Below are 22,617 nucleotides of genomic sequence, written 5' to 3'. Positions count from 1 at the left end.
AATAGAAGGATGGGCAGAAATTTGATTTTGATAGAAATGAAGGAGGCACCTCTATGCCCCTGCGTATTGTACAAAATGATATTACGACGCTGAAGGTGGATGCCATCGTCAATGCCGCGAACCAGAGCCTGCTGGGGGGCGGAGGTGTGGACGGCGCCATCCACCGTGCCGCCGGGCCTCAACTGCTGGCCGAGTGCCGCGCCTTGGGCGGCTGTAAGACGGGAGAGGCAAAAATCACGAATGGATACCGGCTGCCTGCAAAATATGTGATTCACACGGTGGGACCAATTTGGCGGGGCGGCCGCCACGGGGAGCGGGAACTGCTTGAATCTGCCTACCGTTCTTCCCTGGAATTGGCCTTGGCTCATGGCTGCCAGACGGTGGCCTTCCCGCTTATCTCCGCTGGAGTGTACGGCTACCCCAAGGAGCAGGCGCTGAAGGTGGCTGTGGACATCATCGGGCACTTTGTGCTGGACCACGACGTGACGGTCTATCTGGTGATCTTTGACCGGACGGCCTTTTCTATCGCCAGGAAGCTTTTTGCGGACCTTGCCGATGATACTGAAGACCATTGTCTTGTTGCGGAAAATAAATGAGCGAGGCCCCAATACGACAAAAAAGACTAACATCGATTCCAAGTTTTGCCCAGACTCTGCGCGGATTCAATATCTTCATAAAATTATTTTTTCATACTCCGGAATTACAATTTCTATGCAAGCAACATGGCCCTGTCCATTTTTGGTCAGAGCTTGCTGAGAGGCTGGGGCCGGGGAAGGAGTGAAACAGCCCCGCTGCGAATCCGACCGCACATGAATATGAAAGCCTGTACCGAGCTAATAAAACAGGACGGCCCGTTAGGGAAGGAAAACCCTAACGGACCGTTTTTCGCTGTCTGTTTCCGAGATAATGGGCAATTTATAAGAGGGATAATCAGGCGGTTTTGTGTGCGCCATTTTGCGCGCTGGCACACACAAAGATCCCCTCAGATCAGCGTCCTCCCCCTGAGGCATATTCCCCCATGTTGATATCCAGTACCCCTCTGGGCGGCTGGATCAGGGCATCCTCATACTGGCACTTCCACTGGATCTCCCGGCTCACTCTCCCGTCTACTACGCCGTCTACGGTTTCCCCGTTGCTAATAGGATTATCGTTCCCCAGAATATATGACGCTACATTGTAGGCATGATTGACCACCCAGTTGGGGTCCATGCCGTGGAAGTGGTACTGGAGATCCGGCAGGAACAAAGTGCTCATGCCCACCGTATCGATGAGCATATCCTCGGTGCCCTCGATGTTGAAAAAGCGGACATTGACGCCAAAGCGGATGAAACGATCCGCGCCTTCGATTTGGTGCGAACGCACATCCGCCGCCAGCAGGAGCTTGCCGCAGTTCTGGAAATAGAACGCCTCGCAGGTGGGATACAGCTCTGCCAGAGCCTCCACGAAGTCGGCGTCCAGGTTGGCCCGTTCCAGCGCCGGAAGCGCCGCTGCCAGCATATCGGTGGCCACGACCTGATACTGACACTCCCGGAAGATCCGCTCTCGGTCCTCCTGGCAGTCCCACATCTGGCTCATCAGGAAGGCGTCAAAGCCTTTGCCCTTGAACTTGTCGCATTTCATCACCATCAACTGTACCGGGCACTTACCGTCCTGAAATTCCGCAATATGATCCAGGGCGGCATAGCCGGCCATCTTTTTGTCGCGGCAGAAACACTCTACAGCGCCGATGTGCTTTTCCATCACAGCGGTCATTTCATCCTTGTCCGGCATATCCGCCGGCTCTTTGAACAGCATCTGAATGAGATAAGGGCCGCCGGGTTGGGGGCCTTTTTTGTCATCCAGGTTCTGCTGGAACACTTTATTGCTCATTTGGTCTCCTCCTTCTTTTGAGGGAACAGCTTCCACCGGAATTCCAGTTCTTTCTGGACAAACTCTTTCGGCAGGCCCCGGGGGTTGGCGATGAGATACCAGACCCGAAAGGTGCGTTTCTCCGGGTCTGTCTCCTGCCGGTAGAGCTGATAGCCCGCCTCATCCTCCTGCGACCACTGTCCTGTCTGCCGCTTGGCCTGCACAAAGGGGTCCACCACCTGGTCCAGCTCCGCTCTGGTGCGGCTTGAGGCCCAGGCGTGATCCACATCATCGGAGTGGGAGAGGTGGAACAACATCGAACCCATCCAGTTCTTTGCCTTGTGTTCAGGCGTTCCGCGCAATTCCGCCTGATGGCGGTACTCCGCCAGCTGCTCTGGTGTTCCGTACCGTTCCACCATCTGCTCATCCACATGGATGCACCAGATGTAGTCCTCCGGCTGGATAAAGGGGGCGCAGACCGGCTGGAGCGCCTCTGCCGGGTCCGCCTCAAAGCGGTCGATAAAATCGAGGTAGTGGGCTTTGATCAGGGGCAGGAAGGTGTCCAGCAGCCCGGTGTCCAGCCGCAGATCCTCTGTCAGCATCCGGAAGAACGAACCGCCTGTTGTGGATTCTATTTTAAAAGAATAGAGGCGGTCATCCCCCAGCTTAATGATGCAGGTGAAGCCTACCTCCACATTTCCATGACCGATCTCATAGTCCAGGTAGTTGTATCGGCTCCTATCAAACCAGATCTGATAGGTCAGGCCGTTTTTTGTTCTCTTTTTGAAGTCGCCCTTTTTCAGCCGCTTCCAGCCCTTTTCCTCCAAGCCCAGCCCATTCCACAGGTAGTCCAGGGCCTCCGCAAAGATGTCCGCAGGGCGTCTTTGTTCCATAGTACCCACCTCCAGGCAAAGTTCATCCACTATTTGAAAATCAAATACAGGGCAAGGAAAAAGAGGATCAGACCACCCCATTGCTTTGTAAGAAGCAACATTATCAGTATCGCGAACAATAAAACGCCCACCAAAAGGATGATTCCATTCATCCATCGCTTCTCCTTCTTATCAATTTTCTGTTTTCAACTATGGTCTTTACTCCTCTCCATTGTTTGGCTAATCTGTTTCAGAGCCATGTCTATGTAGAGATATACCCCATCCCGGTCGCAGTGGTACAGGTTGGAATAGCTTGTACTCTCATTGGGTCGGATGGGATTGGGCTCCACTACCTCAGTGGCTTCCAGCAGGCCAGCACCCAGCTCCACGGCGGCGGTGAGGGCCTTTTTCAGCACCGCAAGCTGCCCATCGCTCCAAAGCCTCTCCATATCTTCCAGAACCTTCGGCCCCTGCTTCATATCCCGGAGAAGCTGTGCGGCTTGATCCGGAGACAGGTATACACCGGAGCAGTAGTTTTCGATGATCCGATTTTTTGCTGGATTGGGAAAGAAGGTTGGTACCACCTGTGTCCATGGGGTGAAGTACCGGGCATATTCCGGCTTTTGCTCCACCAAGAAAGAAAAGGCACTGCCTCTGGTGTAATAGTAATCCCGGAAAAAGCCCTGGATTACCGCAATATAAAAGCCGTGGCTCTTATCAAACAATTCATCCGGCTCTGTCCCCGCCCCGACCCGCAGGGTATCCAGATACTTTTCCGCATAGAAATCCTCCATTCCATGCCGTGCGGCAAGTGCCAGTACCTTTTCCTCCTGTCCCTGCTGTATCCAAGTAAGGGGAGTAAAATACCATTCCCGCATTTCTTCCGGCGAAATCGGGTGAAAACTCACGTCGTATCCCATAAAAACCTCCCTAAAAATCCAGTAAAATGGGAACCTGCTGTTCCTCGGCAAATCGCATGGCCCGCCAGAACATGGAGAAGGCGAACTTGGCCAGGGATTGGGTGTCATACTGGGTGTGTTCCGGGATGTCCGCCTTGCTGTACTGCCCATCTGCGTCTATGGTTCCGTCTACCGGGTATCCCTCCGTATCCGCCCATTCAAGGATGGTATCCTCATCGGCCTGCCACGCCAGCTGGTTCAGCTTCTCCAGCTCTTTTCGAAGCCCTCCTACCGTACCAATTGTGTCTGTATCGTTGGTAGGAAGCGGTCCTTGGAACAGGAAGCTGGCCGACAAAGGAATCCACCATGTAGCACCGCGAAACAATGACCAAACCCGTTCTTTATCTGCCGAAAGACGGGCGATAATAGGGTTCTCCATGAAGTCCCAGTCTTTCTCCACAGTAGGTGGCACCGGTTCCTCGTATGTACGACAGGCGGCCACCAGCAGCATAGCGCCGAAGGCATCCCAATCCGGCTTGTCCGTGTAATAGGGCTTCTCATTATCCTCCGGCCAGGGGGTGTAGGGGGGCTGGTCCGGCTGAGAAATGGCGCTCAAGATCTGATCCCGCCAGTTCTCCACCGCCGCCTGGACCTCGGCCGGGGACAGATCCTCCTCGTTGTCAGCGGGTTCTCCATCCGGCGTGATCCGGTTAAAGGCGTATCCGTTTTCCTCCGCCCACTGCTGGACAACGGTTTTCCAGTTGTGAGAATAGTACCGGGTCAATGTTCCGGCGTAGATATCAAGTCCCATGGCAATGCCTCCGTTTCTGTTCAATCAAAACCTTTCCAGGGTACAGTCGTGCCCGGAATGGTCCGTATCCAAAATGATTTCTACAATGGTGTCCATAGTCTCTTTCCCGAGATTACGGACACTTTTTTCATAGGCCAGCCACTGGATATGGATGGGCTGTCCATACTCATGCCGCCCAAAACCGCCCCGGAGAATATCGTTGAAAGCGTTCAGGTTCCGACCAATCTTCTGGTCCAAACCAAAGGTAAACACCCTCTCCACCTCGTCATAAAAACCGGCCATGCTGGAAAAGCGGCGACCGTCAATGGTGAACACCTCTCTCATGTCCATATAAATGGCTCCTTTAAGTGGTATTTCTCCATAATCTTATTTTCCAGAGCTTCATAGGCATCCATATCCTCTGGCTGCGCTGGGATGCCCTTTTGCCAATAACCGTTCCCATAGTAGAAAAACATAGCCCAGTAATAAGGCAGGTCATGGCTGAATATCGCCACTCCCAAGGCATCGGCCACTGGCTCTGCCAGCGGTGAGTGTTCCACTATCTGGGAGGCTTCCTCATAGGAGATCCCCACCAGCTCCACCAGCAGGTGCTTCACCAGTTCACAGAAGCTGTACTGGTTGAATATGACCTGACCATCCTCATCTTTGAACACAAGTCCATCTCTCACCATGGTATTTCTCTCCGTTTCTTAACCTGCATCCTTGGTATGGGTATAGTCTCGTCAAATCATCTCATACAGCAGGGCGACGTCGCCCCGCGCCAGCTCCAGATGGGAGCGCAGCGTTTCCAGTCCGCTTTGCACCGCCTCGGTGGGCAGATCCCAGTCTGGGGCAATTTCAGCGGTCAGCTCCGGGAGGTCCTGCTCCCGCAGAACTGCCAGCAGTTTAGACGCCAGCTCTCCCTCCAGCAGAGCGCAGTCCAGGGTGTCCTCCGTCTGGGGAGCAGGAAAACGGACATCCAGATCAAGCTCGCGCTCACACCAGTCCCAGATGGCCATATAGACCGAGCCGGAGCAGTTACCGTTGGGTAATTCCTGCCGCTGGCCGCCTTTGAGAAGATAAAAGGATGCAATCTGTGACATGGCAGTTCCTCCTAAATGTTATTCTTTTTCCATCAGCCCTTCTGCCTGCATCCGGATCACATAGAAAGCCCGCACCCAGTCCAGTTCCTGCTCCATGGATTCCTCCAAAGCCAGCAGGCGGCGCTTTCCCAGCCTGCGGTCCAGAAGGGCAAAGATGCGGACAAGAGGATTCTCGCTGACAAGGCTTTTCTCAATGCTCTGGTTATCAAAGATACCAAACGCCTCATAGAACACCTTTTGGTCAAAGGTGCCCTGCTCCAGCGCATAGGCATGAGCCTGGTTGATGGCCTCTTTTGCGGAGTCGCAATCTTTCAGCGTTGTGGACCGCAGGTGATGAAATTTCGTCCACATATTCTCAAAATAGGTGTAGTAGTTGCTCCGCAACACTTCCACGCCGTCCACACGAATGGCTGCCCGGCCCTCATGGTCAGCACTTTTGCTGTAACTGGTGGCAAAATACTGGATGTGGCCCCGGAGCGCCGGACACAGATAGTCACTTTCCAGTTTGTTCCGCATTCCGCTCCAAGTTGACATAGTGACCGCCTCCTTTCTGCTGCCGCTGCGGGTAAGGTAGATTCCCAATAAATTGAAATTTGAAGATTACATATAATCCTCGATATATGATCGTTCTATAAATTCTTTTACTGCAAATATATCTGCAAACTCCTCATACCGGGGAAATCCGTCCGCATTTTGTGCCGAATAAGTCAAATGAAACAGATAGTAAATGTCTCTTCCTATTCCGTTTCTGAGAACATATAACACATCATCATTGGATTCGCACTTCGCAACCGCCCAGATTTTTTTGCCGTATAAGAAGTGGTCTTGTCCTATTTCTTTGTTTAGTTCAGCAACAAATGCCCCGTCCGCCTGTGTGAAGGGGATCATATACCAGTTAAAATCCTTACTATATTTATCATAAAGATCACAGAACATTTCTTCTAATGTCATTTCCATTCTTCCTTCGCTGATTTACAGTTCGGCCCTCAATCACCGCGCTGTTTTTATTGCTCATTGAAATACCTCGCCAGTTTCTTCTCCAGCAGTTCTGTCATATCATTGCAGAGGCGCTTTACCTTGTCCTGCTCATGGGCGTAGTACCAGATAGTCTCCTCTCCGGGGCGGAGCAGGAGCTGGTCGCCGTCCGCTTCTTTCCAGAACTCGCCCAGCACGCAATACCGCTCTCTATGAATGGTCAGATCAAACAGGCCGGACAAATCAATAGTCACGCCTGCGGACGCCTGGATGCCAGCGGTCAGCAGGAAGAACTCTCGCACCTGGGCCGGGAGCGTGAAGTCCAGCTCGCTTTCTTGATTCCCGATTTGCTCCTCCGTGGCGGCGGGCTTGATCTCGTCAGAGGGGTCCAGCGCCTTTGCCAACGCCTTGGAGAACTTGGGGTAGCGTCGAAACAGCTCCGGGTTGCTGGTCTTGAATTCCTTTTGCTTTTCCCGCTGCACTCGCTCCTGCTCCTTGCAGAAAGCGTCCAACTCAGCCAGATACCGATCCTGGTAGAGATTGCTGGCCTCAAATGCTGTGCCGCTCTTTTCCAGAATGGCGATGGCTCCCTTTTGGCTGCCAAACACCGGGACCCACTGAAAACCATGCCGGCAGGGCTTCAGCTTCAGAAATTCACCCCGACTCAGCAGGGCTTCCAACTCCGTCTCATGTTCGTCCCACCAGCCTCGCCAGCTTTCGGGCGTTTCCCGCCCCTCGACCAAGTCCAGGAGTTTTGTCGTCAATGTTTCTTTGTTCATAGGCGTATACTCTCTTTCTCAGCCGTCACGATACTTGTGATTCTTTGACTTCGCCATCATTGTTGATATAAGTATAATGAATAAAATCCTCATCCACAAGCAGCAGGCAGGGGCTGAAAACCGCCCATTCATCATAATCGCGCAGGATGTCATCATATTTTCCGAATATGAAGATTTGAAACAGTGCCTCTGTTCCCATCAAAAAGCACAGGTAAACATTTTCGTGGGGGTACGGGCAAACTTCTTGGATTGACAGTTGTCCCGGCTGTGCGAAATCGAGTTTTGAGATGAATTTTCCAAGTTTGACCGCTTCCGCTTCATCTGCGTACCGGCATTTTTGAGAAAAATGTTGGATGCTTTTTGCAAAATGGTCTTTGTATTGCTGAATCTCTTCTCTTTGCTGTTTTACTTTAAGCTGTGCCTTTTTCTGTGCCAAAAGTTCTTTTCTCTCATGATCCATCGTTCATCCCTCCGTTTCAGAGGGGGCAGGAATAGATGCTCATGGCCCCATAATCGGTGTGCAGGACAAGTCCGCTCTTGGTAAAGGAAAAACTCACCTGCCGCACCACAAAGGGGTCGTCAATGGTGGCCAGCAGCTGGCCGCTGCCGGTATCCCACACCTCTATGGGGGAACTGCCACGCTCCTGCTGAACGGCCATCAGGCTGCCACTTGTCCGCACCGTGCAGGTATCTGAAAAACTCAGCCCTTGCCGGACAGAAAACGGGAAAGGATTGGTCATCTCCTCTCCGGTCTGGGTCAGATAGAACCTGCCGCCCACCGAGAAGCACTGGTCATCCGGGGAGAAGAAGGGATGCCAGCCCTCATTGGGGATCACTACTTTTTGGCCGGACTTCAAATCGACCAGCACATACTCACCCTCGGTGACACGGTAGGCCGCTTTGCTTTGACGGGGCGAGAGCATTCCGAAGCAGTAATAGGCAAAATTCGGATTCTTCGACTTCTTGCATTTTACCGTTTCCCGCCACACCTCTGTGTTGCTGCCAAAGTCAAAGACCACGATTTCCTCGCCTGTGTACCACAGGGCCAGGTCGCCGCTCTGGTCCAGCATGGCCTTCATGCTGTTTTTCTTGCTGGCAAAGGGGGTGACCGCATGGGTGCGGAGGGAGAACTGCTCCAAAAGATAGCTGTTGTTCAGCAGCAGAGTATCATTGGGGCAGAGGACCTGCTCATAGGTCATCCGCTTGGCACCCAGAGAGACCGTTTCAAGTATCTCTCCGCTGCCGTCGAAGTGATAGAGGGTTTCGTCCTCAAAATCTCCCACCACCCTCGTCAGGAAGAAGTCATCCCGTGTGAGGGCGGCGGCCAGAGGCATGAAGCCGTTGCTGTCCTTTCCGACAAACCGATGGCACCGCGCCTGCCCAACAGCGGCGTCCGGATTCTGATAGACGAATCCTTTCCGCATCTGGCCCATCATGGCGCTGGCTGCCTTGCTCTTGACCTGGAAGGCGGAGTCACACAGGATCTCCTTGACCTTCCCGCCATTGGGGCAGGTTCGGATGGTATGGCCGTCAATTTCAATCCGCCACTGCTTATTTGTAGCGGGGTTGAGGAAGTTTTTTTCCATCATGGCTTTGACCGTTCCTCCTTTCGGATCAGGATGCTTTTTCCCTCGGCGTTGATGCTATACAGGTCATCCAGATGGATGTGGAATCCATCCTCACGAATGGTTTCCGCCATACCAAGAGCGGCTTTCGCCAATAGGAGCAGCCTAGCCCGGTTTCCTGTTAGCTCCAACTCATTTCCGTCATCATGGGTGGCAAAGGAGAGGTGGGCTTCCGGCTCTAACGGAAGGATGGGCAGTTGTTCCTCATTCCATTGAATAGTCAGTGTTTTGGTTGTCATCGATTGTATCCCACCTTTTGAAAACTTCTCAATCAAAATCCATCCAGACCAGGTGCTTTCCGCAGTGGAGGCACTGGAACAGATAGCATTGCAGATGCCCGCCATTGACGGATTCCTGAATCAGTTCCTTCTGTTCCTCGTCCCACATGGTGTCGTCCAGCACCCCCTCCAGCACACCCAGTGCCCGCAGCTCTCTGGCTCCCACATGGCCCAGATAGGCGCAGTAGTCACCGCAGTGGGCGCGCCAATATTCCTGCTGCCAGCCGGAGTAGCCGGGGGTGCGGTGGATCAGCTCGTCCAGCTTCTCCGGATCGTCTACACCATCATCCACAGAGTAATCGTCCTGAAAGCTGCCGTCATATTTCCGGGCCGCCTCGCCACTGGCGATACACGCCGGACACAGATACGCAACTTCCTCCACAGAAAAGAACGGATTGGTATAGAAAATGCGGGTCGTCTTGCCGCAGCAGTCGCAGACAACGCCATCTGCGGACTCCTCAAAAGCGCCGGTTTCCAGAGGGTCCGGATGATACCGGAAGGTGGGCAGGCCCAGCTGGGCCCGCCGCTCCTTCTCCTTCTGCTTTTCCTCCGGTGTTTTGGGCTTGGGGATGACATAGTGGTTGCCCCAGCTCTCCGCATAGTCCTTCAAGACGCCCAGCCGCTTGAGGGTCTTTTTATCGGAGCGCTTGCCGATTTGGCAGAGCAGTTCATAGGCATCCTTCTTGAAGTCCAGCAGATCATACACATCTACCAGCACTTCCTTGGCCTGCCGGTCCTCGGTCTGCTCCAGTTCCTCCTTAAAGGCATAGAGAGCGCGGACACTGTCCGGACCGCCGTCGGTTGCGGAGAACTGCTTTTTTAGTTCGATGTAGGTTTTCTGATATTCTGTCATCGGGCGTACCTCCCATCAATCCCACCAGAAGCACCAAACCGTAGACCACTCTCTGGAAACATGAGTCCGCCCGTCATGTTTGTGGGGGCAGCTCCACCTGGTCCAGAGGGGTCTCGTTCCATACACTTACTTTGAACGGTCTGTTCTCCAAATCGAAATAGATCGCGATACTGTTGTTGTACTGGTTCAAATCATTTTCGATGGTATATTCTGTGGAAATCCCAAACTCTGGATGATCGCTGTATGTGTTGGGAAGATGAGTCCAACCATCACTGGAAGGATACCTCTCAATCAAATAATCCTGGGTTACATGGTTCAGTTCCTGATTATCCAATTTGATGCTGGTGTGTTTCTCATCATAAAAAACCACCATAGAATCTACCACACCATCTTCGATTTTTTGAGGTGGCGTATCCGACCCTGTGGACACCTGGTTTGTAATGGTCACCTCTAACAACACCCCGTCTTTTTCCAGGAGCCGGATGATGGACCCACCCGGCAAAATCCCCTGCCCATCCTCTGTCAGGGACCAATCTGCCCGCGTTTCGTAATACTCTTCACCCACAAACGGCTCCAGGAAATAGGGTGTCTGCCCGCTGATTTTCCACCCATCCTCGGTTAACTGCTTCAAAGAAACCGGAATCGGATAATAGACGTCGTTCACTGTGATCCCCAATTCCATATTTTCCGGCATGGCTTCACTCTCCTGTTCATCCGGCATTTGCGTGATACTCTCTGTGATCTCCTCTGAAGCAACAGGGGTTTGGGCCGTGCCGCCGCCCTCCCGCCCGCAGGCAGTCAGCAGTACCAGGAAACAGCACATTATCAGTATCTGCAAGTTTTTCATAACGTTCCTCCTATCGTTGCTATTCTGTCATTCCGATACAGCCCATCAATCCCACCAAAAGTACCAGACGGTGGACTGCCGCAGGACATCCGCCAGATTGCCCACAGTGGGGTCATCCTGCTCCTGGTCCACGATGTCCGGGCAGAAGCCGTACTGCTCTGCGGCAACTTCCATAGCCTGTTCCTGGGAAACAGGGGCCGGGAGCAGGAACTCCAGTTCATCGTGGCTCATGGCGGCTGGGATGGCACCATGCTGCTCGAACCAGTATTTCGCCACTGCCATCAGGTCCGGGGTGTCAGGACACTCATTCCAGTTTCCAAAGGGCAGGTAGGCGAAGATCTCCCAGGGGTTCTTCACCGGGATCTTGGCCAGAATGAGAGGATAGGTCATGTGGCTGTCCGAATCCCAATAGCAGGAGAAGCGGTCATTGTCATAGCCGCCCTCCATCTCGCCCAGGACTTCCTCATCCCAGTCCATATCGTCATCCTCGGCCTCCGCTTTACGCTGGCCGACCAGTTCCTCCAGAACTGCCTTGCTGTCCTTGATGGGGGCGGAGAGCATCTTTTTACGGTACTCCTCCACGGTTTTGAGGTCTAATTCATAGCAATCCGCATCATGCTCCGGGTCAGCGTTCATCACCAGGCACTCCAACAGCGTTTCGTCATCCGCCCGGATGAGCACGGGCACAAAGCCCTCTTTGACACTTTTCCGTTTGGCATAACTGTATGCCGACATGATGGGGTCGTCGTCCGACATGGAGGGGAAATAGGTGCATTCACAGTCCAGATACTCCATCAACGCCTCAGCCAGTTCGGAGGGTTCCAGTGTGTCCTCGTCGAAGTCCTGTCCCTGCCAGTTGGTGAAGCGTTCTTCGATCACCTCTGCTATAGCCTGGTAGTAGTCCTCATCAAAGGGGATGAACAGGTAGGCTTCATCCCGGAACTCATCGGAGTGATACCGCTCCGGGCCGAAGAAGCGGTGGGCATTGTCGTCAACATCGGCGGGATAGTAGGGGCTGTCGCCCTCTCCGTAGTAATAGCCCGCAAAGGCGCGGCCTTGCTGATTGAATAGCACAGAGAACAGACAGCCGTCCAGCTCATCCCGGATAAACGCCCGCAGATCCACGCTAGCAGGGTCGGCTTTGACCTGTTTGGCCACTTCGCTGTATTCTTTCAGGAAGTCCTCGCCCATCAGGTCGTGCTCCATGCACCAGCGCAAGTAGATAGCCATGTGGTTATAAGCATTGATGGGGTCAATGGGCAGTTCCTTCTCCTCAATGCTCTCAAGGTGATAGGAAGCGTCGTCCATCTCACCGTCAAAATCATTATTGGAAAGGGTACCACGAGTGACAGCATCCTGGCGGGTGGGGTTTACCACAAAACTGATCCCCCTCATCTTGTTCAGCAGAGCGTCTGCATCATGTTCCAGTTTATAGTCCAATTCATCCGCATAAAGCGGGATGACCTGATAGAAGTTGATTTCCTCGCCGCCTGGGAGGGTGCAGACCTCGCAGCCATCCTCCGTACCCTGGGGACCGATCAGGGTAGCAGTACACAGTTTGGTGTTGTCTGCAAATGGTTCCCGGTTCTCCACCGTATGACCATGCCCCAACCAACTGTCACAGTTGATGGGCAGACGGGCCAGGGATTTTAACAGACGGATGGGCCAGTACCACTTTTCGTCTTTCATGGACTCCTGATCCAGTTTCCAGTCCGCAGGCAGTGCGATGGCCAGCTCCGCCCGCTCCAGCTTGTACTCCGCCAGCTCCTCCGGCACATTCATCCGGTGAGCGCCCATGCCCATGGTGACCAGGGTGTAGTAATCCCGCTCCTCAGAGGGCGGCACCACGCAGATGTCCACATGGATGTCGGGGGAAACCAGCTCGTGGAACACATTCTCGAACTTGCCGAAATACTGCTGGATGTGCCCCTCGACGGCCTCCATCTCCTCCTCGGTGTAGACCTCGGGCTGGCTGCCTCCTTCCGAGGACCAGAGGGTGTCTGTCTGCTCCGTGCCATCTGGATTGATAAAAATTTGGAAGTATTCCTCCTGATCCGTCAACTTGTAAAGAAGACCGATGCGGCAGTCCAGCCCAACCAATACTGTGTCCAGGCGGGCAACCCTGCCGTCCGGGTGTTTTCGCTCCAGCCAGTCCCCGCTATCCAGCCAACCTTTTAGTTTCCACAGCCATTCTGGGCTCAGTTTGGACATGCCGCCCTCGTTCATCTGGAATACCAGATCCATATTCTTGTAAGGGAAATGGGTGAAGGGATTATTTGGTTCGTATTCCTCCGGCTTAGGGCCGAATATCTTCCAGAAGTCCTCCAGCCCCTTCTGACTGACCGTGATGCAGGAAATGGAGCGCTGCTTGTCATCAGCGTCCTCATCCAACCCCATCTGGAGTTTCCGATCCAGATCCGGGTTGATCCAGTGATACTCCATCTGTTCCAGGGTGGCACCGGTTTCGATCTCTTCCCGTAAGACGGTAAATTCGTGGTCTCCGGGTTCTATGGCAAGGCCCCGCTCCACCGCCTCCAAAGCCCCGGCTTTATCTCCAAAGTGGGCCCGCAGCTTGCCCACCTGAAGCCACACCCAGGGGTAGTCTGGTTCCTCCCGAGCGCCTTTTTCAGCATATTCCATGGCTTCTTCCAGCCTTCCGCAGAACATGAGGGCCACAGAGTAGCGGTAGTACCAAGTGGCACAGCCTTTGGCGTTCTGTTCCGAGTCCTTCATCCACTCCGCTGCCTTGCAGTAGCAGCGGTAGGAGTCCAGATTGTTGTAAGCGAAGGAGTACCACAGGGCGATTTGAAGATCCTGACGGGCCTGTTGTTCTGTAAATCTTCCTTCCTGAATGCCTTGTTCAATAAAGTTATCCAGCCACTGAATCATTTTCCCGAAATAGCCCGATGCACCGTCATCAAAGGACTCCAAAACTTCGATATCCTCCGCTGAAAGGAGGGAACCTGTCTCGGGCTGGCCGGGCTCCTCATCCTGAGGTCCTTCACCCTCCGGACCGTCCCCGCCGTCATCATCCGGGCCGTCATCCAGCGGCTCCCAGCTGATTTTCAGGGTCATCTGCTCCTCCGGCAGAGAGACTCCGGGGCTGCGGGTGATGGTGTGCTTATCATCCGCGGAAAAGCCGATGGTTTCGCCATCCTTCAGCGTGACATCACACGCCAGCACATAGGAGGCAAGGCTGGCCAAAAAGTCCCGCAGATCCCCCGGCTCAGCGTCGGCATTCAGCACCTCCATCTCCTCCTTGCCGAACACATCCATACCGTAGGTGTAGCCGTTCAAGCCGCCCTCGCTCTGGTACAGACCGAACCAGACCCAGTTGAAGATGGGCAGTTCGTCCTCTTTGAGCATATCGGCAAAACCCTCATAGAACCGGGGCTCAAATACCACGCCGCTGGTGTAGATGCCGGTGGCATATTTCTGGCGGCAGCAGGCGGCCACCATCTTGGTGAACAGCTTGCCCTTCTCCAGAACTTTCTCCTCCTTGCCCAGAACCGCTACCATGATGTGGCCACGGTGTTCCTTGGCCACTTGGACTGCATCCTCCCACATATAGTTGTTTTCCGCATTTACCTCAGCCTCACCACCGGGGATAGGAGAGGAGGCCAGGCTGACGGCGGCCAGCATATCGCCTACTTCAAACACCAGGGCGTCATCGTCCTTTTCCTCGCTGGCGTCGTATTCATCCACGGTGATGTCCCACTTTTCCTTCATGTCCCGGATGAACTGCTCTTTATCCCATTCTGCCTTGGACAGGAGGACAAAGCCGGTGAAGACGCCTGTGTGGCTGTTTTCCTCCCCGTCAGCGTCATCTTCCTCGTCGAGATCGTCTGTATCTTCTTTATCCGGATCATACAGGGATTCATGTTCCAGGCCCCGGATAAATTCCTCAAAGCTGTCTGCCAGATGGGTGATTTTATAGTCATTTTCCTGATCTACATGGACCACCGCAGGCTCTCCCTGGGGGCCGCAGGCCCGGTAGTCCAGAAAAATCATATCGTGTCCGGCGCTGGGACAGTCGCAGATGGCCACGCCGATGGCGGGATACTCCCACTCATCGATCATAAACTGGCTGCCCAGCTCTCCGCAGAGGGAGCAGCTCTTTTCACGCCCGATGCCGAAAATGCCGGTGATGGCCACATGGTCATCTGCCCAGCAGGTGGGCTCATCGCAGGGATAGCAGGTGTTCACTGGGATGCCGCCGTTGTGCTGCTTCATCAGCCAGATGTAGGCGGCGGGCAGCTTGTAGCCCAGTTCCTCCTCCACGCTGGCAATCAGCTCATCGGAAGGCGGGTCACTGACATATTCTTTCAGTGCATACCAATTATCATCCCAGAAGTTGGTGAGGTCGAAGCCCTCAAATGGAGTATCACCAGGCACGAATTTGGCCTTCTTGTTCCGGCTGCGCTGGCGTTTCCGAATCTCTGCCTTACACTCCCGGATCACCGCCGGGGCATTTTCGTCCTCTGGGTCCAGCTCCGCCCAACGCTGGGCGTAGGGGATGGCCTTTTCCTCACACGCGTGGAGATACTGATAGCCATAGGCCATCCGCATATTCCACTCCGCCTTGTCCTGGCCCTCCTCCCGGACGGACTCCAATACTTCGATGGCCCGCAGCAGGGCCTTGTCCCCCTTGTAGTTGGGGGTGCCCTCGTCATGGTCCCCGATGATGGCATAGTTTTCCAGCGCCCGGGCCAGGGCGTAGGCGGTGCGGTAGTTCCGCCAGTCCTTCGGGATGGCATTCAATGCCTGAATACAGCGGGTGTACTCGTCCTCATCGTTCCACTGCTCCAGCTGAGTGAAGAATGCTTCGGCGTTCTGGGGGGTGTAAGGGATATAGTCCATGCCTGTCAGGGTTTCGTCCAATTCGTCCTCCTCTTCCTTGTCATCCGGCTCCTCGGGCGGCGTTTTCAGGCTCACTGTACCTGCCTCACGGCGGAAGGTGTGGAAGCTGGCCCAGGGGATGTCGCTGTCCTCAAAGAACGCTTTCGCCATGTTCAGTGCCTCTCGGATGTCCCAGGCGATGAAGTCCACATAGCCGCAGTAGAGGCCGGTGGCTCCGCCGGTGAGGGTGAGCACCTCCGGGCCGTCCCCGGCGGTGAGCACTTCCTCCAGCTTGTCCCGGAAGTCGAAGATCTTCTCCGTTCCTTCCTCCTCCCGCAGGGTATCCAGAGGATAGCAGAAGAAGCCCGCCACCGCGCCGTCGGCATGGAGATCGTCCATAAAATCATTGTCGGCATTCAGATAGCCGTTGATCAGGGGCACACAGCAGGTGGAACCGGCCATCACATCCAGCCGCCAGTCAGCGTCCGGGTCCTGCTTGGGTTTCATTTCGTAGCCAAGATAGCTCTCCAGATAGGCTTCCGGATCGGTGGAGAGCTCCAGGCCCTGCTCCCGCAGTTTGTCGGGCAGCTGGGACAGGAGGAAGGACGGCTCTGCCTTGGGTTCCTCCAGCACATCAAAGCTGTCTATGTATCTCATGTGGGGGATCTCGCCCAGCACCTGATCGGTGAGAGTGGTGAGCATCCACCAGGCCCGGCCTTCCTCCTCCCGAAGCATAGGCAGCAGCTTTTCACAGTAGGCGGAGATGGCGAAGCTGTTTTCACCCTGCTCCTCCAGCCAGATCTGCACATCCTCTCCGGAAATCTCCCAGCCATCCTCGGTGCGCAGGCCGATGTTCTGGAAGGGCTGACGGCCCACAAGGATATTCCAGTGCTCCAGCACCTCCTTGGGGGCGTGCTTCTGGAAATAGACCAGCTCAAACAGCTTGACCTTATCCCCCTCCGGGGTGAGGATCAGCTCATGCTTTTCGCCGTTGAAGCCCATCTCGAAGGAAATCTCGTCAAAAACCAAATTCAGGGTTTCCTGCATTTGGGCCACGAGTTCTGCGCCGCGGGTATGGTCTTTGTCCTCGTCCATCATCTGGCGCAATTCTGCTTCCATCTCGGCAAAGGTTTCCCACCAGTCCTCTGTCCGCTCCCGGAAGCACTCCCAAAACTGCGGCAGAGAGATGCCCTTCTTGCACGAGTTGATCAGTTCCTCCATGTCCTGTCGGGTGTTGAGTTTCGGATCATCACCGGGATGCAGTTCCAGCGCTTTTTCAAAATACCGCAGAGCACGGCCCTCCTGATCCAGATAATAATAGGCATAGCCCATGCGGAAATTCCAGGAATAAGTATCTCCCAGTTCCTCCTCGTGGGATCGCATCAGTTCCAATGCCTTTTGCAGCAGCTTTCTGCCCTCCGGCTTGCTGTGGTCCGCCAGATTGTTGTAGGCTCGCGCCAGCTCCATATCGATTTCCGGGGTACGATCCTCGGCAGGAATGGCCTCCAGCGCGTCAACGATTTTCTGGTGTTTGTCCTCCTCATGCCACTTCTGGCACTGCTTCAAAATGTCCATATCAGGGTCCTCCTTGTCCTCATCCGGTTTCCAGTCTTTGATCTGCTGGAACACACCATGCTCATCCCGCTCAAAGGCGCAGGGAGCGGGGGTGTTCAGCAGAGGGATGATGTCGGGATCGTCGTTGCAGATCGTATTCAGCTTGTAGATCCCGGCATTGTTGGGGTCGTCCATGTACGCCTCGCTCTCGTCACCAGCGGTGAAGCGCCAGCCGCTGTCCCAGTCGCCGTCCGGCTCCTCACGGTAGCAGTAGCCAACCTTGCAGCCCTCCACCGTGATACGGTTGGTGGCGATGCAGCCATCGGCGCCCTCCCAGTCGGGAAGCAGATGTTTCACATCCTCCGCTTTCACATGGTAGCTGCGGTTGCGGCCGGCGGACTCATACAGCTCCTTCCGCAGGGCCTCCACATCCCGAGCCATCTCCTGGATTTCCTCGTCGTCCATCATCTCACTGAGGTCATATTCCAGCGGGTTCTGCGCAAAATCCGCCAGGGCCTTGTTCATGGCGTCGTGCTCCTCCGGCGTGGCGGTGACGCGGATGCGGCGATGGGGGGTGTGGTACGAATCCAGGTCGTGGAGGTCTACGCCGCCGCTGATGCTGCACTCCAGCAGGACGGCGGCCAGATCGGTGACTACATCAATGGCGAAGTGAAAGTCCATCTCTACGCCATTGGAGTGGGTGAACTCCAGATACTCCAAGGTCTGGCGGAAGTCCCAGTTCTGTTTGTCCAGACCGATCTTCGCAAAAATCTCGCTGAGGGGGATCTCCTCCTTTTTCTGGTCCTCTAAAAATGCCACAAGGTTCAGACTGTCATCGGAACCGCCAATAAAGCTGCCCCAGTATTTTTTGATATACATTTGTCACACCTCCTATTATTCCGGCCACTCATCGCCGTCGCAACGGCTGATGAAGTCATAGTGCAGGCTCTCAAAATAGTCGTTGGGATAGGATTCACCGTCCTGATGAAGCTCCAGCCCCTCCAGATCCATCATCTCATTGATATATGCAAGGGTATTGTGGATACCCGCAATATGTTCGTCCTGAAGCATCTCGGTTATTATACCTTTCTGTTCTGGGGTCAGTGTGGCTAAAAAATCGTTTTTCGTCTTATTGTCCTCCGTCTTGGGAAAGCCATCCCCCTTGACCCACCGGGCCGTTATGCTATCCTTCCGCTCCACAAGACCGTCGATAAATGCTTTATATAGTTCAAGTTCCTTACTCATGTTAAATCCTCCATTCCCAAGTAATTTACTTTCGGATTAAGTTCCCGTCATCAATGATTGCAGCCTCCCGGATGCGCCGGAGGGATTCCGGTTCCAGCAAGAACTCCCGCAAGTTCGGGTCCTCAAAGAAAGACATAGGACGCACCTGGGTCGGCCCGGCAACCGCCCACAGCCGCGATGTTGCCAACCGCTCCGCTGTCTGGACCGCCTTCTCCCGTTCGCCCAGATAGAGATAGCGGGCGATTGCGTCCCGATAGGAGGAGTCAGCCAGGGGCACGCCCTGAATCTCCTCAAAGAAATCTACGGCATCCCTGGCGGTTCCGAACATACAGCAGTAGTTATAGAGCTTCCGCCTGGCATCGGGATCGTCCGGCGAGAGCTTTTTATGCTGCTCCGCCAGCTTTGCCCAGAGCTGCTCCTTTGTCTGTGGTTCCTCCGGTTCATGGTAGGGGTAGTTCTTGTCGTTGTCTGCAAAGGGCATAACGCCCCGCTTGAGGTAATCCATCAGGATGTCACAGAACCGAACCCGCTGGGGAAGGCCGTTCTCAGCCCGGATGCGCGCCTGTTCCTTCGTCAGCGCCTCGATCAGCTCCTGCTCCCGGTGGAGCTGGATGGCGGCCACCGTCATGGCGATCATGTGTTCATCGCTCACATTACTGTAATACCACTCCTCCAGCCAGGGAAGGATGGTCAGATCCAAAGCCAGCGCCTTTTCATAGTCCATGTTGAAATAGGCGACCTCGGCCTTGACCGCCGCTATCTGATGGGGGTATTTATCCGCAAAGGATTCCAGAGTGTCCAAGGCCCCTTCTTTGCCATCCATGATCTCATAGCAGACCATGCGGACTTTCTTGGGAAGTTTCACGACATCCATGTTGATACCTCCTTCAGTCTTTTTTCTGTAAGTAGTAGGTTCCACATCGGCCCCACAGCCGGGTGTCCAGTTTTTCCTTTCTGATGTCTGCCACCTGCCGAAAGACCGGCGCACCCCGGATACAGGCTCCCACAAAGTAGAGGGCTCCGCAGCTGCGGCACTGCATATAGTGGCAGGCGGTATAGTGCTGTTCAGCGTCCAGCACCGCGCCGGTATCCTCCAGTGGGCAGTCACCGGCGAACAGTTCCATGTCACCTTGCCGCTCCAGTTCCATGAGTTTCTGGAGAAGTTGGTCATATTGGCGGTGGGAGATGCTGCCGTCCTCCTTCATCTGTGCCGCCAACTGACCACAGGAGGGGCAAACAAGATTCTCTTTTTCCATTCGTATCACTCCGGTCTATCCATCAAACTCCACCCGGATAATGGGCCGATAAAAGTCATAATCTCCGTTTAGTTCATTGTCCTCCTGCACTTCCGGCTTACAGTGGGGAGAACAGGGCAGGAAACCGAGAAAGATTCCAAGTCCGCCGCAGACGCTGCGCCCGCCGTCACCGCCGCAGGTGGTAAACTGCTCGGCCTTCACGACCTCCCGCATATAGGGATCGTAGGCGATGGACACTCCGAAGAAGTTGGGTTCCTCCATATCGAAGGGTTTGTCCTCATCCTCTGGGCTTTCAAAGTGGTGCAGGTGCATGGAGTAGTCCATTCCATCCCCCCAGGGGAACAGGGTGCGGCACCCGCCGCCACACAGGTAGGCCCACTCGTCCGCCGTGGGCAGCGAAAGCCCCTGCTGTTCCAGCCCGGCAAGAAGCGCATCGTAGTCTGTGCGGTTATAGATCCAGGCCTGAAATCCATCTTCTGTCCGTTCTATGCGAGCCGACTGATGCAAGGTAAGACTGCTGCTGTCACTCCAGGCAAACTCACGGAACTCCTTCAGCCAGTCAGGGTGGGCGGTCAGTCTGGGATCGTCTATCTTGACCGGCTCCCAGCAGAGTTCCTCCAGCTCCCGGCCCACCAGCATGGGGCCAATGGCCGCCTGCCGAACAGGGGCCATGCTTTCCCGGATCATCTCCTCCGGGTTCTGCGGTTCCATTTCCCATTCCCGAAACAGATACTCCAATTCCTCCCGGCTCTCCTGATTCAGTCCCTCGGCAAACTGCTCCCAGCCCAGGGTGACGGTGTCGCCGGGGACAAAGACGAACTCCCGGCCATCTTTCTCGAAGATACCGGTGGTGCAGCTCTGGCCCCAGCGGTCAAAAGTATGTAGACCGAGAAAGGTCATAGTATAACGAGCAGCCAGGCTTTCCATCAGCGCCTGCTTCTCGGTGGTTTTCATTTGATTGAATTGGGGACGGGACAGTTTTTCGTTCATAGCAAGTCCTCCTTCGATTCGTTTTGCGTGTTCCAGCAGATAGCGCCGACCATCCTGCTTGGCCTGTTCCAAGTATTGTGGAAGCAGGTCGGAATGGATGGCGTCCAGCGAGACCAGAACGGCGATCCGCTGGTATTCCTGAAGTTCAGGAGAGTAACAGTTCCGCTCCCAAAACAGCGGAGCGAACTGTTTCACACAGTCAGGACGCAGAGCGGGCATCGCCAAAAGCGCCCGACGGCTCACATATTCATTGGTGTCCTTTGCAAAGTCCAGGATCATGTCTTTGACTTCCTGGCTGCATAGACATTCCGGCAGATAGGCGGCAAACTGCCACTTGGCCTCATTCTCATTGGAGGCTGCGACCCTGCGGCAGAGGCGCTCGAACCATTGGGGATGGGAAGTGGTCTCCTGTATAAACCCCTCCGCTTCGTTGTCCCTGGCGATCAGATAGACCATCTCATCCAGTAGGACGCTGTCTGCTGTTTCTGCATCCATTTGGGTCAACACATGGCAAAAGGCATCAAATATATCATTCCACGCAGGGTAATCGACCTCCCATGCACCGCCGATCTCCTCGGTGGTTTTTCCGGGATAAGTGATTTCCTGCCACTGATGAAATTTTCTTGCCTGCTCCAGCAGGCACTCCCTGATGTCCTTTGCCATATGCTTACCTCACGATTCTTTGCGCCATTTCTCCACTTTGTCATTTTGAGATGCCCGTTCTACACTGTGAGCCGCCTCTGTCAACAGCGCAGGAAGTTGATCCCTATCTGCCGCTTCATACCGCTTGACTGGATGCGTCCAATCAAAATTATGAATGATGGAAATGATGTATCTGTCCTGATACCAGCCCATATCCAACAAAAATCCGTTTGGATATTCCACTTGCAGCATATCTTCTTTTTGTGTGTCATCCAAAAAGGTGACTGTTCCAGTGCCAAAATTCACCTTGCGCCACGCTTGAACCATCGTTTGTCCTCCTACATCCGATCCAGATTCTCTTGCAAATCGCCCTGCATCAAGTGCTGGGCAATGGCTTGGTTCAGCTCTTTACGGGGGTGATAAGATGCTTGTTCGGCATCATGGACACATTCTTTCATCAACGCTTCTGGAGAAATGCCTTCCCGTTTGCCATAAAGATGGCCGAAGGCATAGCACACGGACTTGAGAAAGTCGAAAATATAGTCATGATTTCCACGCATACTGGGCAGGTCGTTGAAGGAACCCATGCCGCCGTATGCCTGAAGATGGTGGGCGACCTCCCGCCGCTGGGTCCAGTCCTCAATATCCCGCTCCAGCCAGTCAATCCAGTTTTTGAATTCCGGATGATCTGCCAGAAGGATGGAGTGCAGACAGATCAGAGCTTCGGTATAAATATCTGTCTGTTTCATCAGATTCCTCCCAACTATTTTCCGAAATGTTCCAGATACAATTCCCGCACGGAATAAGGGCCTACAAGGGTTGTTTCCTGTCTGTCATCCCAGGTATACACATGAATTTTGCCTTCGTCCCCAATGTACTGCTGCTCCTCAAAGGATGCAGGGAAGGGGAAGCTTTCTACCATGCTCCAGTCGATCTTGGGTTTCAGCCCATCAAACTCCTCGCGCTTGAGCCTTTTGAAGTTAAACACCAATGCTGCCCCAATCCCATCGAACAGCAAGTTTGCGTATTCTCTGGGGGTGATGCTCTCGCTTACATTGGCAGCGTCAATATTGACATCCAGAACTTTGTTGCCGCAGTTTGTCCAGATTTTATCAGGAGAGAACCAGGTGGTGCGTTCCTCAGCGTCTGCAAAGTCCTCACGGGGATACCATCCATTTGCGCTGTCCGGCTTGACGCCTTCCCGAAGCGGCCCGTTGTACGG

General features: G+C 54.3%; 23 protein-coding genes and 1 pseudogene. 1 reads left to right on the top strand and 23 read right to left on the bottom strand.

The annotated features are described in order from the left end of the window. Positions 1–53 precede the first annotated feature (53 nt). Positions 54–569: pseudogene (locus tag OCV64_RS11490) on the top strand (O-acetyl-ADP-ribose deacetylase); the annotation flags it as partial. 418 nt (positions 570–987) lie between these two features. On the opposite strand, the gene OCV64_RS11485 reads toward OCV64_RS11490, so the two are convergent. The 23 genes from OCV64_RS11485 to OCV64_RS11375 all read right to left on the bottom strand — a co-directional run. Further along, positions 988–1,869, bottom strand: coding sequence for a DUF4261 domain-containing protein (locus OCV64_RS11485; protein ID WP_262670087.1), 882 nt, complete (start codon positions 1,867–1,869; stop codon positions 988–990). After that, a complete protein-coding gene (locus tag OCV64_RS11480) occupies positions 1,866–2,741 on the bottom strand; it encodes a spondin (protein ID WP_262670086.1) in 876 nt (291 codons plus the stop codon). Before OCV64_RS11480 ends, OCV64_RS11485 begins: the two co-directional genes overlap by 4 nt. A 185-nt stretch (positions 2,742–2,926) precedes the next feature. After that, the gene (locus OCV64_RS11475) at positions 2,927–3,640 is read right to left on the bottom strand and encodes a hypothetical protein (protein ID WP_186853075.1); all 714 of its coding nucleotides are present in this window, start codon (positions 3,638–3,640) and stop codon (positions 2,927–2,929) included. Positions 3,641–3,650: 10 nt separating this feature from the next. Then, the gene (locus tag OCV64_RS11470) at positions 3,651–4,430 is read right to left on the bottom strand and encodes a hypothetical protein (protein WP_262670085.1); all 780 of its coding nucleotides are present in this window, start codon (positions 4,428–4,430) and stop codon (positions 3,651–3,653) included. A gap of 24 nt (positions 4,431–4,454) precedes the next feature. Continuing rightward, entirely contained in the window at positions 4,455–4,760 is a 306-nt protein-coding gene (locus OCV64_RS11465) for a barstar family protein (protein ID WP_147571332.1), read from the bottom strand. Beyond that, positions 4,751–5,101 (bottom strand): hypothetical protein, encoded by a 351-nt coding sequence (locus OCV64_RS11460; RefSeq protein WP_147571331.1) that lies wholly within the window; start codon positions 5,099–5,101, stop codon positions 4,751–4,753. The genes OCV64_RS11465 and OCV64_RS11460 overlap by 10 nt, the downstream gene beginning before the upstream one ends. A 51-nt stretch (positions 5,102–5,152) precedes the next feature. Continuing rightward, positions 5,153–5,512 carry a hypothetical protein gene (locus OCV64_RS11455; protein WP_262670084.1) on the bottom strand — a complete coding sequence of 120 codons (360 nt, stop codon included), beginning with the start codon at positions 5,510–5,512 and terminating at the stop codon, positions 5,153–5,155. A gap of 18 nt (positions 5,513–5,530) precedes the next feature. Then, on the bottom strand, positions 5,531–6,046 hold the full coding sequence (locus OCV64_RS11450) for an SF0329 family protein (protein ID WP_262670083.1): 516 nt from the start codon (positions 6,044–6,046) through the stop codon (positions 5,531–5,533). A gap of 66 nt (positions 6,047–6,112) precedes the next feature. Beyond that, the gene (locus OCV64_RS11445; protein WP_147571328.1) at positions 6,113–6,463 is read right to left on the bottom strand and encodes a hypothetical protein; all 351 of its coding nucleotides are present in this window, start codon (positions 6,461–6,463) and stop codon (positions 6,113–6,115) included. Positions 6,464–6,516: 53 nt separating this feature from the next. Next, on the bottom strand, positions 6,517–7,266 hold the full coding sequence (locus OCV64_RS11440) for an SMI1/KNR4 family protein (protein WP_262670082.1): 750 nt from the start codon (positions 7,264–7,266) through the stop codon (positions 6,517–6,519). A gap of 25 nt (positions 7,267–7,291) precedes the next feature. Then, positions 7,292–7,726 carry a hypothetical protein gene (locus tag OCV64_RS11435; protein WP_147571326.1) on the bottom strand — a complete coding sequence of 145 codons (435 nt, stop codon included), beginning with the start codon at positions 7,724–7,726 and terminating at the stop codon, positions 7,292–7,294. A 16-nt stretch (positions 7,727–7,742) separates the two neighbouring features. Next, a complete protein-coding gene (locus OCV64_RS11430) occupies positions 7,743–8,855 on the bottom strand; it encodes a hypothetical protein (RefSeq protein ID WP_262670081.1) in 1,113 nt (370 codons plus the stop codon). Next, on the bottom strand, positions 8,852–9,130 hold the full coding sequence (locus tag OCV64_RS11425) for an Imm32 family immunity protein (RefSeq protein ID WP_262670080.1): 279 nt from the start codon (positions 9,128–9,130) through the stop codon (positions 8,852–8,854). The genes OCV64_RS11430 and OCV64_RS11425 overlap by 4 nt, the downstream gene beginning before the upstream one ends. Before the next feature lie 28 nt (positions 9,131–9,158). Beyond that, on the bottom strand, positions 9,159–10,022 hold the full coding sequence (locus OCV64_RS11420) for a CbrC family protein (protein WP_262670079.1): 864 nt from the start codon (positions 10,020–10,022) through the stop codon (positions 9,159–9,161). A gap of 73 nt (positions 10,023–10,095) precedes the next feature. Continuing rightward, the gene (locus OCV64_RS11415) at positions 10,096–10,869 is read right to left on the bottom strand and encodes a hypothetical protein (protein WP_262670078.1); all 774 of its coding nucleotides are present in this window, start codon (positions 10,867–10,869) and stop codon (positions 10,096–10,098) included. A gap of 45 nt (positions 10,870–10,914) precedes the next feature. Beyond that, positions 10,915–18,141 carry an immunity protein Imm33 domain-containing protein gene (locus tag OCV64_RS11410; RefSeq protein WP_262670077.1) on the bottom strand — a complete coding sequence of 2,409 codons (7,227 nt, stop codon included), beginning with the start codon at positions 18,139–18,141 and terminating at the stop codon, positions 10,915–10,917. 15 nt (positions 18,142–18,156) lie between these two features. Then, positions 18,157–18,507: a DUF6547 family protein gene (locus tag OCV64_RS11405; RefSeq protein WP_186853066.1), complete on the bottom strand. Its 351-nt coding sequence runs from the start codon at positions 18,505–18,507 to the stop codon at positions 18,157–18,159. A 25-nt stretch (positions 18,508–18,532) separates the two neighbouring features. Next, positions 18,533–19,381: a hypothetical protein gene (locus OCV64_RS11400; RefSeq protein ID WP_262670076.1), complete on the bottom strand. Its 849-nt coding sequence runs from the start codon at positions 19,379–19,381 to the stop codon at positions 18,533–18,535. A gap of 13 nt (positions 19,382–19,394) precedes the next feature. Beyond that, positions 19,395–19,763 carry a hypothetical protein gene (locus OCV64_RS11395; RefSeq protein ID WP_240287984.1) on the bottom strand — a complete coding sequence of 123 codons (369 nt, stop codon included), beginning with the start codon at positions 19,761–19,763 and terminating at the stop codon, positions 19,395–19,397. Positions 19,764–19,778: 15 nt separating this feature from the next. After that, positions 19,779–20,753, bottom strand: coding sequence for a hypothetical protein (locus OCV64_RS16205; protein WP_394803836.1), 975 nt, complete (start codon positions 20,751–20,753; stop codon positions 19,779–19,781). Positions 20,754–21,425: 672 nt separating this feature from the next. Further along, a complete protein-coding gene (locus OCV64_RS11385) occupies positions 21,426–21,722 on the bottom strand; it encodes a hypothetical protein (protein ID WP_243201020.1) in 297 nt (98 codons plus the stop codon). 11 nt (positions 21,723–21,733) lie between these two features. Next, on the bottom strand, positions 21,734–22,144 hold the full coding sequence (locus OCV64_RS11380; RefSeq protein WP_262670074.1) for a DUF6966 domain-containing protein: 411 nt from the start codon (positions 22,142–22,144) through the stop codon (positions 21,734–21,736). A gap of 14 nt (positions 22,145–22,158) precedes the next feature. Then, the coding region (locus OCV64_RS11375; protein WP_262670073.1) for a hypothetical protein at positions 22,159–22,617 on the bottom strand (459 nt) is incomplete at its 5' end.

This window comes from Muriventricola aceti (assembly GCF_025567565.1).
GTDB classification, from domain to species: Bacteria; Bacillota; Clostridia; order Oscillospirales; family Oscillospiraceae; genus Lawsonibacter; species Lawsonibacter aceti.
The sequence above is the reverse complement of the archived record's forward strand: the minus strand, read 5'-3'. Positions and strand labels throughout refer to the sequence as shown.

Coding starts and splice junctions, on each gene's coding strand:
- OCV64_RS11395 (WP_240287984.1), bottom strand. CDS start 19,763: ATGGAAAAAGAGAATCTTGTTTGCCCCTCCTGTGGTCAGTTGGCGGCA.
- OCV64_RS11470 (WP_262670085.1), bottom strand. CDS start 4,430: ATGGGACTTGATATCTACGCCGGAACATTGACCCGGTACTATTCTCAC.
- OCV64_RS11460 (WP_147571331.1), bottom strand. CDS start 5,101: ATGGTGAGAGATGGACTTGTGTTCAAAGATGAGGATGGTCAGGTCATA.
- OCV64_RS11385 (WP_243201020.1), bottom strand. CDS start 21,722: ATGGTTCAAGCGTGGCGCAAGGTGAATTTTGGCACTGGAACAGTCACC.
- OCV64_RS11380 (WP_262670074.1), bottom strand. CDS start 22,144: ATGAAACAGACAGATATTTATACCGAAGCTCTGATCTGTCTGCACTCC.
- OCV64_RS11405 (WP_186853066.1), bottom strand. CDS start 18,507: ATGAGTAAGGAACTTGAACTATATAAAGCATTTATCGACGGTCTTGTG.
- OCV64_RS11465 (WP_147571332.1), bottom strand. CDS start 4,760: ATGGACATGAGAGAGGTGTTCACCATTGACGGTCGCCGCTTTTCCAGC.
- OCV64_RS11445 (WP_147571328.1), bottom strand. CDS start 6,463: ATGACATTAGAAGAAATGTTCTGTGATCTTTATGATAAATATAGTAAG.
- OCV64_RS11435 (WP_147571326.1), bottom strand. CDS start 7,726: ATGGATCATGAGAGAAAAGAACTTTTGGCACAGAAAAAGGCACAGCTT.
- OCV64_RS16205 (WP_394803836.1), bottom strand. CDS start 20,753: ATGAACGAAAAACTGTCCCGTCCCCAATTCAATCAAATGAAAACCACC.
- OCV64_RS11420 (WP_262670079.1), bottom strand. CDS start 10,022: ATGACAGAATATCAGAAAACCTACATCGAACTAAAAAAGCAGTTCTCC.
- OCV64_RS11455 (WP_262670084.1), bottom strand. CDS start 5,512: ATGTCACAGATTGCATCCTTTTATCTTCTCAAAGGCGGCCAGCGGCAG.
- OCV64_RS11415 (WP_262670078.1), bottom strand. CDS start 10,869: ATGAAAAACTTGCAGATACTGATAATGTGCTGTTTCCTGGTACTGCTG.
- OCV64_RS11400 (WP_262670076.1), bottom strand. CDS start 19,381: ATGGATGTCGTGAAACTTCCCAAGAAAGTCCGCATGGTCTGCTATGAG.
- OCV64_RS11430 (WP_262670081.1), bottom strand. CDS start 8,855: ATGATGGAAAAAAACTTCCTCAACCCCGCTACAAATAAGCAGTGGCGG.
- OCV64_RS11440 (WP_262670082.1), bottom strand. CDS start 7,266: ATGAACAAAGAAACATTGACGACAAAACTCCTGGACTTGGTCGAGGGG.
- OCV64_RS11425 (WP_262670080.1), bottom strand. CDS start 9,130: ATGACAACCAAAACACTGACTATTCAATGGAATGAGGAACAACTGCCC.
- OCV64_RS11485 (WP_262670087.1), bottom strand. CDS start 1,869: ATGAGCAATAAAGTGTTCCAGCAGAACCTGGATGACAAAAAAGGCCCC.
- OCV64_RS11475 (WP_186853075.1), bottom strand. CDS start 3,640: ATGGGATACGACGTGAGTTTTCACCCGATTTCGCCGGAAGAAATGCGG.
- OCV64_RS11450 (WP_262670083.1), bottom strand. CDS start 6,046: ATGTCAACTTGGAGCGGAATGCGGAACAAACTGGAAAGTGACTATCTG.
- OCV64_RS11410 (WP_262670077.1), bottom strand. CDS start 18,141: ATGTATATCAAAAAATACTGGGGCAGCTTTATTGGCGGTTCCGATGAC.
- OCV64_RS11480 (WP_262670086.1), bottom strand. CDS start 2,741: ATGGAACAAAGACGCCCTGCGGACATCTTTGCGGAGGCCCTGGACTAC.